Genomic DNA, 14,584 nt, shown 5'->3' on the forward strand with positions numbered 1-14,584 from the left:
ACACCGGAAGGTAAAGGTAATGTCACTGAAGTAGATCATTCCATCCGGGCCTGCGGCTACCCCTTCGGTGAGGACGCAACCTCCCTCGAAGAGTTTCTCAAGTTTGGCTCCAGGTGGAATAATACTCGGATCCCCGGTTGGATCAGCGCCCAGAGCAGGAATCTGGGTAAGCACGATCCCCAAAACGACCATTCCCAGCAAATAGAAGCTTTTTGGATAAACACAATAACCTTTTAACATGGGCCACTCCTTTCATTTATAGAGTTAAAATGAGTCTAGGTTTACCTGGAGAATACCCTTCCACTAAATTACAGGTGCCATAAAAAGTCAATCAAAAAAGAAATATTTATAAAAAGACATTTTTTTCCCTACTCCTACCGATTCTTTATAGAAATGTGCCATTGAAAATCCTGCTGAGGGCAGAAACAGGTTTAAGACCGTTTCTACCCGGGCGGGTAAGTTTCAAAAGGGAATGGGGAGAGGAATCGGGCAGGATATCTGTAGACAAACAAGTAGAATTTACCATTTGATTAAGATTAGGGTTGATATTGCCTGTGAGGTAAGGTACAATGTAATAAATAGAAAAGATTTTTGAAGATGAATTTCAATTCATCTGGACTCTCAATTTTTTAAACAGGAGGAACACAGCATGGGGAGTAAAACCGATGCTAATCTTCAAGTCGCCCTGGCCGGAGAAGCGGATGCAAATCGTCGCTATATTGCTTATGGAATTCAGGCTTTTACGGAAGGTTATCCGGATATTGCCCAACTCTTCTTTGAGGCAGCCGGTGCAGAAACTATCCACGCACTGAATCATCTCCACGTTTTAGGTGCGGTCCACTCGACTCGAGAGAATTTGATGGCGGCAGCTTATGGAGAAGATCAGGAGATTGAGGAAATGTACCCGCGCATGATCCGTGAAGCCGAGGAGGAAGGACGACAGGATGCTGCGGAAGCCTTTCGACTTTCTTTAGACCGGGAGCGCCATCATCGAGAGATGTTTCGCGCAGCCTTGGAGAAGCTAAATAAAACAACGTCGCCCCGATCTATAGAGTCTTCGTCAGATAAAGAAAGTCCAAAACCCAGAATCCACAGTTCGGAGTCTAAAGGCAGGAGCCCGGAGGTCAGAAGTCAAAGTCCAGAGTCCCGAGGCCAAAGTCGAACGGATACGGGGGTTAAGATTGGGGATTTAGGATCTAAATTAAGAGGTATCGAGGAGTTGGAGACAGAGCCGGCCCGGATCGAACGTCTCTCCAACATTCGGGAAGTCATATTTGGGGCACAGGATGCACTGGTATCAACTTTCTCTGTAGTTGCGGGTTTGGCAGCTGCAGAAACCTCGAATCATATTGTACTTTTAGCAGGGGCTATATCGGCTATAGCCGGAATTTTATCCATGTCGGCAGGCACTTTTTTATCGTCTCGGGCCCAGCGCCAGGTTTACGAAGCTGAACTTGCGAAAGAACGTCGAGAAGTTCGGGAAAAGCCCGGGGAAGAGATTGCAGAATTGATGGCAGCCCTTGTAGCCCGGGGTATGTCGCGGAATGATGCGGTAGAGGTAACTCGACGCATAGGTCGTCACCCGGATCTTTTACTGGAAATCCTTGCTGTCTTCGAATTAGGGCTTGCTCCACAAAGACTTGGGACTCCTGTTCGGGATGCCCTGATCATGGCAGCGGCCTTTGGAGCTGCCTCTCTCATTCCTCTCTTTCCTTTCCTATTCCCCAACATCCATATCGATCTGGCCATATCCGGTCTGTTGACGCTTACAGCCCTTTTTGTCATGGGTGTGGCAAAAGCAGCTCTGGCCGGATTGGCAAGGATACGATCGGGTATCGAAGTTATGCTAGTAGGAGCCGGATCAGGTTTAATAGGCTATGCCCTGGGACGTTTGGCCTCGCTACTTTTAGGAGTGAATATAGGATAGTTCGTGGTCTGTTGTCCGCCGTTTGTTGGTTAAAGACTACGGGCTCCAGACTACGGATCAATAATTATGGAAACCCGTAAACTGAACTCTTTCGGTACCAAGTCTGTATTGAAAGTGGACGAGCAGTCCTTCGATTTTTTCTCTCTAGAAGCATTGGAACGTGCCGGTGTAGGTCAGATTTCCAGACTTCCTTTTTCTCTGAAGATTATGCTTGAAAATTTGCTGCGCCATGAGGATGGGCGGGCGGTAACCCGGGATGATATTGAAATTCTTAGTCGTTCGGCATCTCAGGCCTGGGTTGAAGAGGAAATCGCCTTTCAACCAGCCCGGGTGTTAATGCAGGATTTCACCGGTGTGCCTGCTCTTGTGGATCTGGCCGTTATGCGAGATGTCATCCAACAGTTTGGTGGGGATCCAAAAAAGATTAATCCCTTGCAACCTGTTGATCTGGTCATCGACCATTCGGTACAGGTCGATCAATTTGGAACGGCAACCGCTTTCAATTACAATGCCGAGCTCGAGTTTCAGCGTAACAGAGAACGCTATGTCTTTTTAAAGTGGGGACAGAACGCATTTAAAAACTTTCGAACCCTTCCCCCTGATATGGGTATTGTCCACCAGGTGAACCTTGAATATCTGGCCCAGGTTGTTTTTAGAGAAGAAAAAGATGGACGTATCCTGGTTTACCCTGATACCCTGGTAGGTACAGACTCCCACACCACCATGATTAACGGTATGGGAGTGGTTGGATGGGGAGTTGGTGGGATCGAGGCGGAGGCAGCCATGTTAGGGCAACCCCTTTCTATGTTAATCCCCCAAGTTGTCGGGTTCAGACTTTCTGGGGAACTACCTCCCGGGGCCACCGCAACGGACGTAGTCCTGACGGTTACTCAGATGCTTCGGGCAAAAGGGGTGGTAGGAAAGTTTGTTGAGTTCTATGGCCCCGGAGTGAGTCGGTTAAGCCTCGCAGATCGGGCTACCATTGCCAATATGGCTCCGGAATACGGAGCCACCATCGGATTCTTCCCGGTGGATGAAGAGACTTTAAACTATCTTCGTCTGACAGGACGGGATCCGAACCTTATCAAACTGGTGGAGGCCTATACTAAAGCCCAGGGCCTATTCCGTACCGATCAGACCCCTGACCCGGTCTTCCTGGATACCATCGAGTTAGATTTAAGTACCGTACAGCCCTGTCTGGCCGGACCCCGGCGACCCCAAGATCGGGTACCACTTACGGAGGCCAAATCCGAATTTCAACGGGCCTTGGCTTCCATGTTGGGGGGCTCATTCCCAGGGACCAAAAATGGGCGAGTTGTTGTAGAGATGAATAACGAGCGTTTTGAATTAAGCCATGGCTCTGTAGCCATTGCCGCGATTACCAGTTGTACCAATACTTCCAATCCTTCCGTTATGATTGGAGCAGGTATATTGGCCAAGAAAGCAGTTGAGAAAGGTCTCAAAGTTAAACCCTGGGTTAAAACAAGCCTGGCCCCGGGGTCCCGGGTGGTAACAGATTACCTGAAAGAAGCAGGATTGATGCCTTACCTGGAAGCGCTACGTTTCCACCTGGTGGGATACGGCTGTACAACCTGTATTGGTAATAGCGGACCGTTACCTCAACCCATTGCAGAGGCAATACGTGAAGCCAAACTTGTTGTGGCAGCTGTTCTTAGCGGAAATCGTAATTTTGAAGGACGAATCAATCCCCTGGTACGGGCCAACTATCTCGCCTCCCCCCCTTTGGTCGTCGCCTATGCCATTGCAGGACATATGAATATCGATCTATACCACGAACCCTTGGGGTATAGTCCCAGTGGGGAACCTGTTTATTTGAAGGATATCTGGCCATCCCAAAGGGAAATTCAAGAAGCCATCCAAACTGCAGTTCAAACCAGAATGTTTCATAAAGTGTATGAGGAGGCTTTCAAAGGAGATGAACGATGGAGGGCTCTTGAGGCTCCTATGGGAGACCTCTTCCAGTGGGATCCCCATTCGACCTATGTTAAACGACCTCCTTACTTCGAGGGTATGACCCTGGAAGTTCCGCCCCTCAAAAACATTTATAACGCCCGGGTATTGGCAGTGTTAGGGGATTCGGTCACAACCGATCATATCTCGCCGGCCGGCTCTATTGGGGTGGATACTCCGGCAGGTAAGTATCTTATAAGCCTTGGGGTAGATCCTAAAGACTTCAATTCTTACGGAGCCCGTCGGGGTAACCATGAGGTCATGATGCGCGGAACCTTTGCCAACATCCGCCTGCGTAATCTCATGGTACCGGGAACAGAAGGTGGCTGGACGGTTCATCTACCAGACGGTGAAAAGATGACCATTTACGAGGCGTCCGAAAAATATCGGAACGAGGGAGTACCTCTGATTGTTATGGCAGGTAAAGAATATGGATCCGGCTCTTCCCGAGACTGGGCTGCTAAGGGCCCCTATTTGCTGGGGATAAAAGCCATCATCGCCGAAAGCTTCGAGCGTATCCACCGGAGCAATTTGATCGGTTTTGGAGTTCTTCCCCTCCAGTTTAAAGAGGGTGAAAATCGAGAAACCTTGGGACTTACCGGATTCGAAACCTATAGCCTGGAAGGAATCGCCGATGGGCTTAAACCCCATCAAATAATTCCGGTCAGAGTCAAGAAAAAGGATGGAACGGAAAGGATCTTTGAAACCATCGCCCGTATCGATACGCCCATCGAAGTTCAATATTATCGACATGGAGGAATACTTCACTATGTGCTGAGGCAAATAATCCAACAGAAAAACTCTTAGAGAACAGTAGAGAGAGCGATGGGCAGTAGGCAAAAGATAGGATGAGGTCTTATGGACTTACTCACTTGGCAAGGTTAAAGGGGGTTTTGCTCCCGGGAAGTTACCGGGTATAGGTCGGGGGGTAACTCCTATATGCCTTAAGCTAATGCCCCCTTCCTGACCTTTCCCCGCTTCCCAGGGGAAGGGACTTTGAAGCGAAAGTTCCCTCCTCTGTGAAAACGGGATAAGGTGGAGATGCCCTCTAGTAGGGTTTTATGAAACTTAGCTTGATGCGTATAGGGGTAACCCCCTGAAGGATCTTTCCGAAATTTGACAGAATCAACCCACTTAACCTTCCCGGTGGCTTCCCTTACGTACTGCCCATGGTCTTCTGTAGGTCTGTACAATGGACTGGAAAACTTTTTGGACTGTTTTTGGAACCATTTTCCTGGCCGAATTGGGAGATAAAACCCAGCTTACCACCCTGACCTATGCAGCGTCCAGCAAAGCCGGTTTTTCTGTTTTTCTGGGAGCAGCTCTGGCCCTGGTCTTAACTTCTTTGATAGGTGTTATCCTGGGACAGATAATTCCACGTTATGTTCCAACTTATTATATTCGAATCTTAGCGGGAGGTTTCTTTATCTTTATGGGAATCTGGATATTGGTGAGCAGAAACTAGGACAGAAGTAAAACGGTAGGTAAAGACCTGGGAGTATGCGTTTTTCGCTTGAATATAATTCAAAAGAGGGTTAACCTAAATGTCAAGAACCCGGGTTGTGAACAAATCCCCTGAAGTCTTTACAAATTCGTAAGGATTATTCTTGACGTAGATTGGCGGAGTCAACAGATTCCTGAGTTGGATTTGCCTCAACACCTGGGGATCTTGGAATTCATCTACTCCGAAAATCTGCGGTTTCAAAAATTCTATTTGAGCTATGATCTCGCTGAAATCCTCGACACCTTCGGTCTTAAAGACCTCCATTATTAGGAAAATAGTCACAGGTTTAACCGGATTGGGGCTTTTCATCTTTGTTATTTTTCATCTGTTAGGTAACCTTTTGCTGTTTAACAAGGATCCCGCTCCCTATAACAAATATTCCCATACGTTGGTCAGTTTGGGATGGATTCTTATTGTATTGGAGTTGGGATTGTTGGCGTTTTTCATTTTACATATTGTCTATGCCATATCTATCCGGTTAAGCGGGAAAAAAGCCCGACCGGTTGGATATTATAAAATAAAGAGTGCTGGAAAACCCGGCCGGAAAACCATTGCTTCTACCAACATGTTGATAACCGGCGTGGTTATCCTGGTCTTTACCGTTATTCACCTGAAGACTTTTAAATTTGGGCCGGAATATAAAACCGTGGTGGATGGAATCGAAATGAGAGATTTACACCGATTGGTTGTAGAAGTTTTCCAAAAGCCGGGGTACGTCCTCTGGTATGTGGTGGCCATGGTCTTCCTGGGATATCATTTGAGCTTTGGTTTTTGGAGTGCTTTTCAATCTTTAGGTATTCATCATCCACGTTGGACACCGGCCCTCTATACCCTCGGTTATGTGCTGGCTATCCTGCTTGCGGCGGGATATATAGGCATACCGATTTGGATTTATTTTATGGGAGGTACTCAATGACACTCGATGCCAGAATTCCCAGTGGTCCTATTCAAGAAAAATGGGACCGACGTAAATTCGAAGTAAAGTTGGTTAATCCGGCCAATAAGCGTAAATATACCCTTTTGGTTGTAGGTACCGGGCTGGCCGGGGCGTCTGCGGCAGCTTCCCTGGCAGAGTTGGGTTATAATGTTAAAAGCTTCTTTTTTCACGATTCACCCCGAAGAGCCCATAGCATCGCAGCTCAGGGGGGTATCAATGCGGCTAAAAATTACCGAAACGATGGGGATAGCGTTTGGAGACTCTTCTACGATACCATCAAGGGAGGCGACTATCGCTCCCGGGAAGCCAATGTTTATCGACTCGCCCAGTTAAGTTGCAACATCATTGATCAGTGTGTGGCACAAGGAGTTCCCTTTGCACGGGAATACGGAGGGCTTCTTGATACCAGATCTTTTGGAGGGGCGCAGGTTTCCCGTACCTTTTATGCCCGTGGACAGACCGGTCAACAACTCTTATTGGGGGCTTATGGAGCCTTGATGCGCCAGGTTGATGCCGGACGAGTAACCCTGTATCCCCGGCGGGAAATGCTGGATCTGGTTGTGATTAACGGAAAAGCCCGGGGAATTGTAGCCCGAAACCTCATCACCGGAGATATCGAATCCTATGTGGGAGATGCTGTTGTGCTGGCGACGGGTGGTTATGGAAATATCTATTACCTCTCCACCAATGCTAAAAACTCCAACGCAACCGCCATCTGGCGATGTTACAAGCGGGGAGCGTTTTTTGCAAATCCCTGCTTTACCCAAATTCATCCTACTTGTATTCCGGTTTCCGGGGAGTATCAGTCCAAGTTGACCCTCATGAGCGAAAGTTTGCGAAATGATGGTCGGGTCTGGGTACCGAAAAAAAGAGGGGATAAACGCCCACCTAACCAAATCCCCGAAGAAGAACGAGATTATTTTCTGGAAAGAAAATATCCCAGCTTTGGTAACCTGGTCCCACGGGATGTAGCTTCTCGTAGCATCAAGGCCGTATGCGACGAAGGTCGTGGCGTTGGAGAGACGGGCCTTGCGGTTTATTTGGATTTTGCCGATGCGATTAAGCGGCTGGGCCTGGAAGTCATTAAAGATAAATACGGTAACCTCTTCGAAATGTATCAGCGGATTACCAACGAAAACCCCTATGAAGTCCCCATGCGTATCTATCCTGCAGTTCACTATACCATGGGCGGTTTATGGGTCGATTACAATTTGATGAGCACGATTCCGGGTCTATTTGTATTGGGAGAGGCAAACTTCTCCGATCATGGTGCTAACCGCCTGGGAGCCAGTGCTCTGATGCAGGGTCTCGCAGATGGGTATTTTATCATTCCCTACACCCTGGGAGATTATCTGGCCGGTACTGAACTACCCAAGATCAGTACAGATCATCCAGCCTTTAAGGAAGCAGAAGCACAGGTTAAGAATCAGGTATCTCGACTTCTCTCTATTAAAGGTAAAAAGACTGTGCTCGAATTCCACCGGGAGCTTGGAAAAATTATGTGGGACTACGTAGGTATGTCCCGAAACGAAGCCGGTCTCAAGCATGCCCTGGAAGTCATTCCCAAGCTCCGTGAAGAATTTTGGCAAAACGTGCTGATTCCGGGTGATTCGGATAGCTTAAACAAAAACCTGGAATTTGCTGGGCGGGTGGCCGACTTCTTAGAATTGGGTGAGCTGATGGCCTTGGATGCTTTGCATCGTAAAGAATCCTGTGGGAGCCATTTCCGTGAAGAATATCAGACCAAAGACGGAGAAGCCTTACGGGACGATGAAAATTTCATGTACGTAGCTGCGTGGGAATACACAGGTCCAGATAAAGCCCCGCAGCTTCACAAAGAACCTCTGGTATTTGAGAATGTGAAGGTTAGTCAACGAAGTTACAAGTAGATAAATTCTCTCGCTCCAGTTTTTAAACACGAAGAACCACGAAGATCACGAAGATTCCAGCTATATACAACCTCTTCCCTGTGAAAAGGTTGCCCAAAGGTCAGGCGACCCCTCTAAAGGGTCAACGGTATTAAGCTCAGGAGGGGAGTCCCTGTCGAAGATATCTTCCTGCTTCTCAGGGAAGGGAGATCCTGGTGTTCCCCTCTGCGATAGTCTGGGAAGTCAGGATCAGATAACAGGGCTCCTATCCGTTAGGGGGGGACCCTGACCGGGAGATGATAGAAAATCTCCTTCGTGCTCTTTGGGATCTTTGTGGTTTCTATTTCTTTACATGCAAAGGAAGATGACATTCAATTTGCTTGTCTGGCGCCAGGCGAATGCCGAAAGCCCCGGTAAGTTGGTTCCTTATACCGCCAGAGATATTTCTCCGGATATGTCTTTTCTTGAAATGCTGGATGTAGTCAACGAAGATCTCCTGAAGCGAGGGGAAGATCCCATTGAATTCGACAGCGATTGTCGAGAAGGAATTTGCGGCTCGTGTGGAATGGTGATTAACGGAATTGCCCATGGCCCTCTCCGGGCTACTGCAGCCTGTCAACTTCATATGCGGCATTTTAAAGATGGAGATACCATCACCATTGAACCTTTCCGGGCGAGTGCCTTTCCCATTATAAAGGATCTGGTGGTCAATCGAAGCGCCTTTGATCGAATTATGGCTGCAGGAGGTTATATCTCAGTTAACGTAGGCGGCGCCCCCGATGCCAATACTATTTTGGTTCCCAAAGAAAATGCCGATCAGGCCATGGATTCGGCTTCATGTATTGCCTGTGGGGCCTGTGTGGCAGCCTGTCCCAATGCATCGGCCGCACTATTTACGGCGGCTAAAATAACCCATCTCGCCCTTTTACCTCAAGGTCATCCGGAAAGAAAGCGGCGGGTAATACGCATGGTTCAACAAATGGACGCCGAAGGTTTTGGCGATTGCTCAAATTATGCCGAATGCGAAGCGGTATGCCCAAAATCTATTTCGATTTCCAACATTGCAAAAATGCGACGAGAATATCTCAAAGCGATCCTGGACTTATCAAAATAAATAGGGAACCGGTTCCATAAAAAATTATGAACCAAACTTCTTCCATCTCAGCTTATGATCTTTACCAACGGCAGCGTGTGACGGTGTTGAACACCCAGATGGCTTATATTGATACCGGCCAGGGGGCCCCCATTGTTTTCCTGCATGGAAATCCGACGTACTCCTATCTGTGGCGGAATGTAATCCCCTATGTGGAGGAGCGAGGTCGTTGCCTTGCTCCGGATCTGGTTGGGATGGGAGATTCCGGTAAGGCTCCGGACGGTTCTTATCGTTTTGTCGATCATGCCCGTTATCTGGATGCCTGGTTCCAGGCGCTGGACCTTCGGGAGAAGGTTATCCTGGTAGGACATGACTGGGGGGGAGCCCTTGCCTTCTATTGGGCCTACCGATATCCGGAACGGGTCAGAGCGATAGTTTATATGGAAACAATTGTAAGACCTCTGACCTGGAGCGAATGGCCGGAGGTAGCCCGTAATATCTTTAAAGGTTTGCGATCCTCCGCCGGTGAAGAAATGATTCTCCAGAAGAATCTCTTCATTGAGCGGATTCTTCCGGCCAGTATCCTTCGACAACTCACAGAGGAGGAAATGAATGCGTACCGTCGGCCTTACCTGGAGCCCGGGGAGTCTCGGCGGCCTATGCTCACATGGCCTCGAGAAATACCCTTAGATGGAGAGCCCGAAGAGGTCACGCGGATTGTAAATCACTATGCTACCTGGCTTGCAACCAGTAAAATCCCCAAGCTGTTCATTAATGCAGAACCCGGTTCCATTCTGGTAGGCGCTCAGCGAGAATTTTGCCGAACCTGGCCGAATCAGCAGGAAATTACCGTCAAAGGAATCCATTTCATCCAGGAAGATTCACCGGCTGAGATTGGACAAATCATCGCGGCTTTTATGGCATTGACTTAAAGTACTTATTGAAGCAAGTACATGAGCTTGAAAGAACGCCCTTCTGCCATTTGAGAGGATAAATGGGTTATTCCTTCTACTAACTGTTCTAAAATAGAGAGTCGTTTCTTCTTAGGCTCGATCACCTCGGGTTTGCCTTCAATATTTCCCAATTGGGCAGCTTTTTCCAGGGCATCCTGGAAATTACCCAATTCATCTACCAACCCATACTCTTTCGCCTGGCTTCCTGTAAAAACCCTTCCATCCGCAATGGATCTTAAAGTTTCTTTGTTGATATTCCTACGACCCTGAACGATGGCATCTAAAAATTGCTCGTAAACTTCATCGATCATTGCCTGTAGAAGTTTTTTTTCATCTTCGGTCATCTCCCGATCCGGGGAGAAAATATCTTTATATTTACCGCTTTTAACAACCATGGTCTTCACGCCGATTTTCTTGAACAACTCTTCCATATTCATACCTTGAAGGATAACTCCAATACTACCCGTCAAAGTCCCCGGATTGGCAATGATCCAATCTGCTGCACTGGCAATGTAATAGCCTCCGGAAGCTGCAAGGGAGCCCATGGAAACAACGATCTTTTTCTTTTCTCGAAGTTTCAGGATTTCTTTGTAAATTTCCTGGGAAGGTCCTACACCCCCGCCGGGGCTATCGATTCTCAGGAGAATGGCAGGAACTGCTTCGTTATCTCGAAGTTGATGGAGATGCTCGATGATTTCTTTGGAATCTAAAATAACCCCTTCAATCTTAACGAGCCCCACTTTTTTAACCGAGCTGACAAAACCCGGCTTTTCTTCCTTTAAAACCAGATAAATCCCAACGGCCACAAAGCCCAGAAAAATGAAAACTACCAGACATATTAAAAAACTTAGTATGAAGGTTCGCTTTTTCATGGAAGGATTAAAGAAAACAGCAAGGTATACGATATAGTCTCCTTGCTGCTATTCAGGTAACAGCAAAGTTTGCTTTAATTTTGAAACGCTGGAAGGCTCCGACAAACAAAAAATTAAGAAACCCGCCTTCCTGGAGAAAACGGGTTTCTTGGGCTAACCTCTTCAAGTCTAAGTTTCTTGGGCGGGCTTATCTTCAGAAGATTCGGCTTCGGTTTGAGCTTGTGGGACTTCTGCTTCATGGCCGGTCGATTCCGTTTCCTCATCCTGTTCGGTTTCTCCAACCTCCTCTTTATAGGCCTTAATGCTTAAGCCGATGCGACGATTTGCTTCATCCAGTTTAATCACCTTGGCCATAATTTCCTGTCCTTCAGATAAAACATCAGAAGGTTTTTTGATGCGTTTTTTACTGATCTCAGAGACATGAAGTAGCCCTTCAACTCCATTTTCAAGTTCTACGAACGCACCAAAATCGGTCAACCGAACAACCTTTCCTTTTACGTTAGCTCCCACCAAAATTTGGTTACTGATTCCCTGCCAGGGATCGGGTTGAAGTTGTTTAAATCCTAAGGATAATCGCTCTTTTTCAACATCTATTCCCAGCACCACCGCCTCCACAACATCTCCCTTTTTGACGATTTCAGAAGGATGCTTCACCCGACTCGTCCAGGACATATCCGATATATGAACAAGACCGTCGATACCCTCTTCCAGTTCGACAAAGGCTCCAAAGTCTGTAAGATTTCGTACTGTACCTCGTACCACACTACCTACCGGGTATTTCTCGGCTACTACCGTCCAGGGATTCGGTTCCATTTGTTTCAGCCCAAGCGAAATCCTTCGATTGGCCTTATCTAAATCCAAAACCACAGCTTCTACCATGTCCCCGACGTTGGCTATTTTAGAGGGGTGTTTCACCTTTTTTGTCCAGGACATTTCTGAGATGTGAACGAGTCCTTCAACACCAGGTTCCAGCTCTACAAAAGCCCCATAATCGGTTACACTCACGACTTTCCCCCGGACTTTAGAACCAACCGGATACTTTTGATCTGCAGTTTCCCAGGGATCCGGATACTTTTGTTTGAGGCCTAAAGAGACTTTTTCCTTCTCCCGGTCAAATTTCAGGACCTTTACTTCGATCTCCGATCCTACGGTCAAGATCTCTGAAGGATGATTAATACGGCCCCAAGACATATCGGTGATATGAAGCAGACCATCAATACCACCTAGATCTATAAAAGCTCCGTATTCAGTTACATTTTTAACAATACCCTTAAGGATCTTACCTTCTTCAATTTGCTGAAGCGTTTGCTTACGAAGCGCTCCACGTTCTTCCTCTAAAATTGCTCGACGAGAGAGTACAATATTACCTCGCCGTCTATTGAGTTTAATAATTTTAGCCTTAATCGTCTGACCTATAAAGGATTCTAAATTTTTAACCGGACGTAAATCGACCTGGGAACCCGGAAGGAAAGAGCGAACCCCAATATCCACCGTCAGGCCACCCTTGATCTTTTCCACTACTACTCCCTCTACCACTCTATTCTCCTCATGGGCTTTAGCCATTTGATCCCAGATTTGAATCCGATCTGCTTTTTCTTTAGAGAGAACCACCAATCCTTCCTCATCTTCAGTACTCTCCAGATAGACGTCTATCTGATCTCCGATTTTGATCTCCATGGGGGCTCCAGTGACCGTTTTAAATTCCCTTAAAGGAATCGTCCCTTCAGATTTATATCCAATATCGATAAGAACTTCTGTATCCGTAATTTGAACGATGGAGCCACGTACAATACTTCCTTCCTCAATATCTGCAAGGGTTTCCTCGTAGAGACGGGCTAACTCAGGATCTGGCTTCTCAGCTTCATCCTCCAAATCGAAATCCTCCTCTTGAGGAATATCTGGATTACCCCGGGAAGATGCGTTTACCTCTTTAGAATCCTCCTTTTTTTCATTTTTAATTTCACCGTTAAAATCTTTATCAGGTGAGGTTACGTCTTGAACCATGTAATTGTTTACCTCCTAGTTTTCATAAAATTTTTATGTGTAGCAACTCTATAACCTAAACCTATCTTTTATTTTCGTCAAGAACTTCTTGCTTCAGTTCTCTGATTTTCTCCATAATTAGAGTACTTACCTTGATATACAGTTCTTTTGAAGGGCCCTCATGGGTTATCTGATCTATATAAATGGGTTTTCCAAACTTGATGAGAACCCTATTCAATCTGGGAAATCTTTTTCCCCTGGGAAGAATTTTATCGGTCCCCTGAATCAGGGTTGGAATTATCACCCCCTTGGATTTAACTGCTATCATACCGACTCCCAATTTCCCTTCCTGTAACTCTCCCGTGGAGCTTCGAGTCCCCTCCGGAAACATTAGAAGGACTTCCCCTTGAAGAACGATTTCAATCGCTTTTTTTAAAGCGGCTCGATCCATCCCTCCGCGCTTTACAGGAAAGGCCTGCCATCGGGTTATAAAGAACCGAAGGACCGGATGTCGGAAGAGTTCTTCCTTGGCCATATAGTGGACCCGACGCCAGATCGAACAGCCAATAATGGGTGGATCCAGATAACTGATATGATTCGAAGCGAGGATAACGCCTCCTTTCTTGGGAATATTGGAACGCCCTATGACTTTAAGACGAAAACAAAGGGTGGATACTATAAAGAATAAACCGTGAAAGAAGGCGTAAAACATGGTTCATGACTCGCTGTAGGTAGTCCGTCATCTTATGCCCATCAGGGACTACGGATTACAGCGCCTAGATAATTTTTTCTCTACCTCCGATAACATTTTTTCCACCACTTCTTCAACAGAAAGTCCTGTTGAATCAATATAAATCGCATCCTTTGCTTTCCTTAAGGGGGCTACTGCCCGGGTCATATCCTGGGCATCACGCTGGATAATCTCTTCAGTAAGTTTATCCAGATCAACCGAAATCCCCTTACCTTGCAATTCAAGCCATCTTCGTTTGGCCCGTTCCTCTGGAGAAGCATCCAGATAAAATTTAATATCCGCCTCTGGAAAAATCACCGTGCCGATATCCCGACCATCCAGGACTACATTTCCTTTAGATCCTAAGTCCCGTTGGAGGGGTATAAGATTCTCTCGTACCTCCGAAATAGCCGATACGGCAGAAGCCAGGTTTCCCACCTCCTGGGAATATAAAACGGAAGTTACTTCCACCCCATCCACATAGACTTCATAAGATCCATTTTTACCCCGCCGGATATCTAGCCGGGTTCTCTTCATCAAGTCTAAAAGCCTGGGAACATCGGTGAAAGGAATTCCTTCTTGGGCCGCTTTCCATCCAATGGCACGGTACAGAGCTCCTGTACTAATATGTACGAATCCTAACTTTTCGGCCAGTAACTTTCCCACGGTACTTTTCCCCGACCCGGCCGGACCATCAATGGCAATAATCATCTGAAGGCTCAAGGTTTGAGACCGGTTTTGGATCT

Annotated in this window: 12 protein-coding genes; 7 read left to right on the forward strand and 5 right to left on the reverse strand. The window is 46.9% G+C overall.

The annotated features are described in order from the left end of the window. Positions 1 to 240, reverse strand: a 240-nt coding sequence (locus VNM22_21455; protein HWP49737.1) for a hypothetical protein, incomplete at its 3' end; no start/stop codon positions are given. 409 nt (positions 241 to 649) lie between these two features. On the opposite strand from VNM22_21455, the gene VNM22_21460 reads away from it, so the two are divergent. From VNM22_21460 to VNM22_21490, 7 genes are all read left to right on the forward strand, one after another. After that, entirely contained in the window at positions 650 to 1,927 is a 1,278-nt protein-coding gene (locus VNM22_21460) for a VIT1/CCC1 transporter family protein (GenBank protein ID HWP49738.1), read from the forward strand. A 66-nt stretch (positions 1,928 to 1,993) separates the two neighbouring features. Then, a complete protein-coding gene (acnA, locus tag VNM22_21465; protein ID HWP49739.1) occupies positions 1,994 to 4,705 on the forward strand; it encodes an aconitate hydratase AcnA in 2,712 nt (903 codons plus the stop codon). Positions 4,706 to 5,090: 385 nt separating this feature from the next. Continuing rightward, entirely contained in the window at positions 5,091 to 5,363 is a 273-nt protein-coding gene (locus VNM22_21470; GenBank protein HWP49740.1) for a TMEM165/GDT1 family protein, read from the forward strand. Between the two features lie 256 nt (positions 5,364 to 5,619). Further along, complete coding sequence (locus tag VNM22_21475) at positions 5,620 to 6,318, forward strand: succinate dehydrogenase cytochrome b subunit (GenBank protein ID HWP49741.1); 699 nt, start codon at positions 5,620 to 5,622, stop codon at positions 6,316 to 6,318. After that, positions 6,315 to 8,228: a fumarate reductase/succinate dehydrogenase flavoprotein subunit gene (locus VNM22_21480; protein ID HWP49742.1), complete on the forward strand. Its 1,914-nt coding sequence runs from the start codon at positions 6,315 to 6,317 to the stop codon at positions 8,226 to 8,228. Before VNM22_21475 ends, VNM22_21480 begins: the two co-directional genes overlap by 4 nt. A gap of 343 nt (positions 8,229 to 8,571) precedes the next feature. After that, the gene (locus VNM22_21485; GenBank protein HWP49743.1) at positions 8,572 to 9,321 is read left to right on the forward strand and encodes a succinate dehydrogenase/fumarate reductase iron-sulfur subunit; all 750 of its coding nucleotides are present in this window, start codon (positions 8,572 to 8,574) and stop codon (positions 9,319 to 9,321) included. A 26-nt stretch (positions 9,322 to 9,347) separates the two neighbouring features. Continuing rightward, positions 9,348 to 10,232, forward strand: a complete 885-nt coding sequence (locus VNM22_21490; protein ID HWP49744.1) for a haloalkane dehalogenase — start codon at positions 9,348 to 9,350, stop codon at positions 10,230 to 10,232. 5 nt (positions 10,233 to 10,237) lie between these two features. On the opposite strand, the gene sppA is transcribed toward VNM22_21490, so the two are convergent. From sppA to cmk, 4 genes are all read right to left on the reverse strand, one after another. Then, positions 10,238 to 11,125 (reverse strand): signal peptide peptidase SppA, encoded by an 888-nt coding sequence (sppA, locus tag VNM22_21495; protein ID HWP49745.1) that lies wholly within the window; start codon positions 11,123 to 11,125, stop codon positions 10,238 to 10,240. Positions 11,126 to 11,293: 168 nt separating this feature from the next. Next, entirely contained in the window at positions 11,294 to 13,129 is a 1,836-nt protein-coding gene (locus VNM22_21500; protein HWP49746.1) for a 30S ribosomal protein S1, read from the reverse strand. A gap of 61 nt (positions 13,130 to 13,190) precedes the next feature. Continuing rightward, a complete protein-coding gene (locus VNM22_21505) occupies positions 13,191 to 13,820 on the reverse strand; it encodes a lysophospholipid acyltransferase family protein (GenBank protein HWP49747.1) in 630 nt (209 codons plus the stop codon). Positions 13,821 to 13,868: 48 nt separating this feature from the next. After that, entirely contained in the window at positions 13,869 to 14,549 is a 681-nt protein-coding gene (cmk, locus tag VNM22_21510) for a (d)CMP kinase (GenBank protein HWP49748.1), read from the reverse strand. Positions 14,550 to 14,584: the final 35 nt, after the last annotated feature.

It is taken from the genome of Candidatus Limnocylindrales bacterium (assembly GCA_035559535.1).
Taxonomy (GTDB): Bacteria; Moduliflexota; Moduliflexia; order Moduliflexales; family JAUQPW01; genus JAUQPW01.

What these genes read in the sequence shown, in the direction of transcription:
- VNM22_21460 (HWP49738.1), top strand. Translation starts at nt 650, where the DNA reads ATGGGGAGTAAAACCGATGCTAATCTTCAAGTCGCCCTGGCCGGAGAA.
- acnA (HWP49739.1), top strand. Translation starts at nt 1,994, where the DNA reads ATGGAAACCCGTAAACTGAACTCTTTCGGTACCAAGTCTGTATTGAAA.
- VNM22_21470 (HWP49740.1), top strand. Translation starts at nt 5,091, where the DNA reads ATGGACTGGAAAACTTTTTGGACTGTTTTTGGAACCATTTTCCTGGCC.
- VNM22_21475 (HWP49741.1), top strand. Translation starts at nt 5,620, where the DNA reads ATGATCTCGCTGAAATCCTCGACACCTTCGGTCTTAAAGACCTCCATT.
- VNM22_21480 (HWP49742.1), top strand. Translation starts at nt 6,315, where the DNA reads ATGACACTCGATGCCAGAATTCCCAGTGGTCCTATTCAAGAAAAATGG.
- VNM22_21485 (HWP49743.1), top strand. Translation starts at nt 8,572, where the DNA reads ATGACATTCAATTTGCTTGTCTGGCGCCAGGCGAATGCCGAAAGCCCC.
- VNM22_21490 (HWP49744.1), top strand. Translation starts at nt 9,348, where the DNA reads ATGAACCAAACTTCTTCCATCTCAGCTTATGATCTTTACCAACGGCAG.
- sppA (HWP49745.1), bottom strand. Translation starts at nt 11,125, where the DNA reads ATGAAAAAGCGAACCTTCATACTAAGTTTTTTAATATGTCTGGTAGTT.
- VNM22_21500 (HWP49746.1), bottom strand. Translation starts at nt 13,129, where the DNA reads ATGGTTCAAGACGTAACCTCACCTGATAAAGATTTTAACGGTGAAATT.
- VNM22_21505 (HWP49747.1), bottom strand. Translation starts at nt 13,820, where the DNA reads ATGTTTTACGCCTTCTTTCACGGTTTATTCTTTATAGTATCCACCCTT.
- cmk (HWP49748.1), bottom strand. Translation starts at nt 14,549, where the DNA reads ATGATTATTGCCATTGATGGTCCGGCCGGGTCGGGGAAAAGTACCGTG.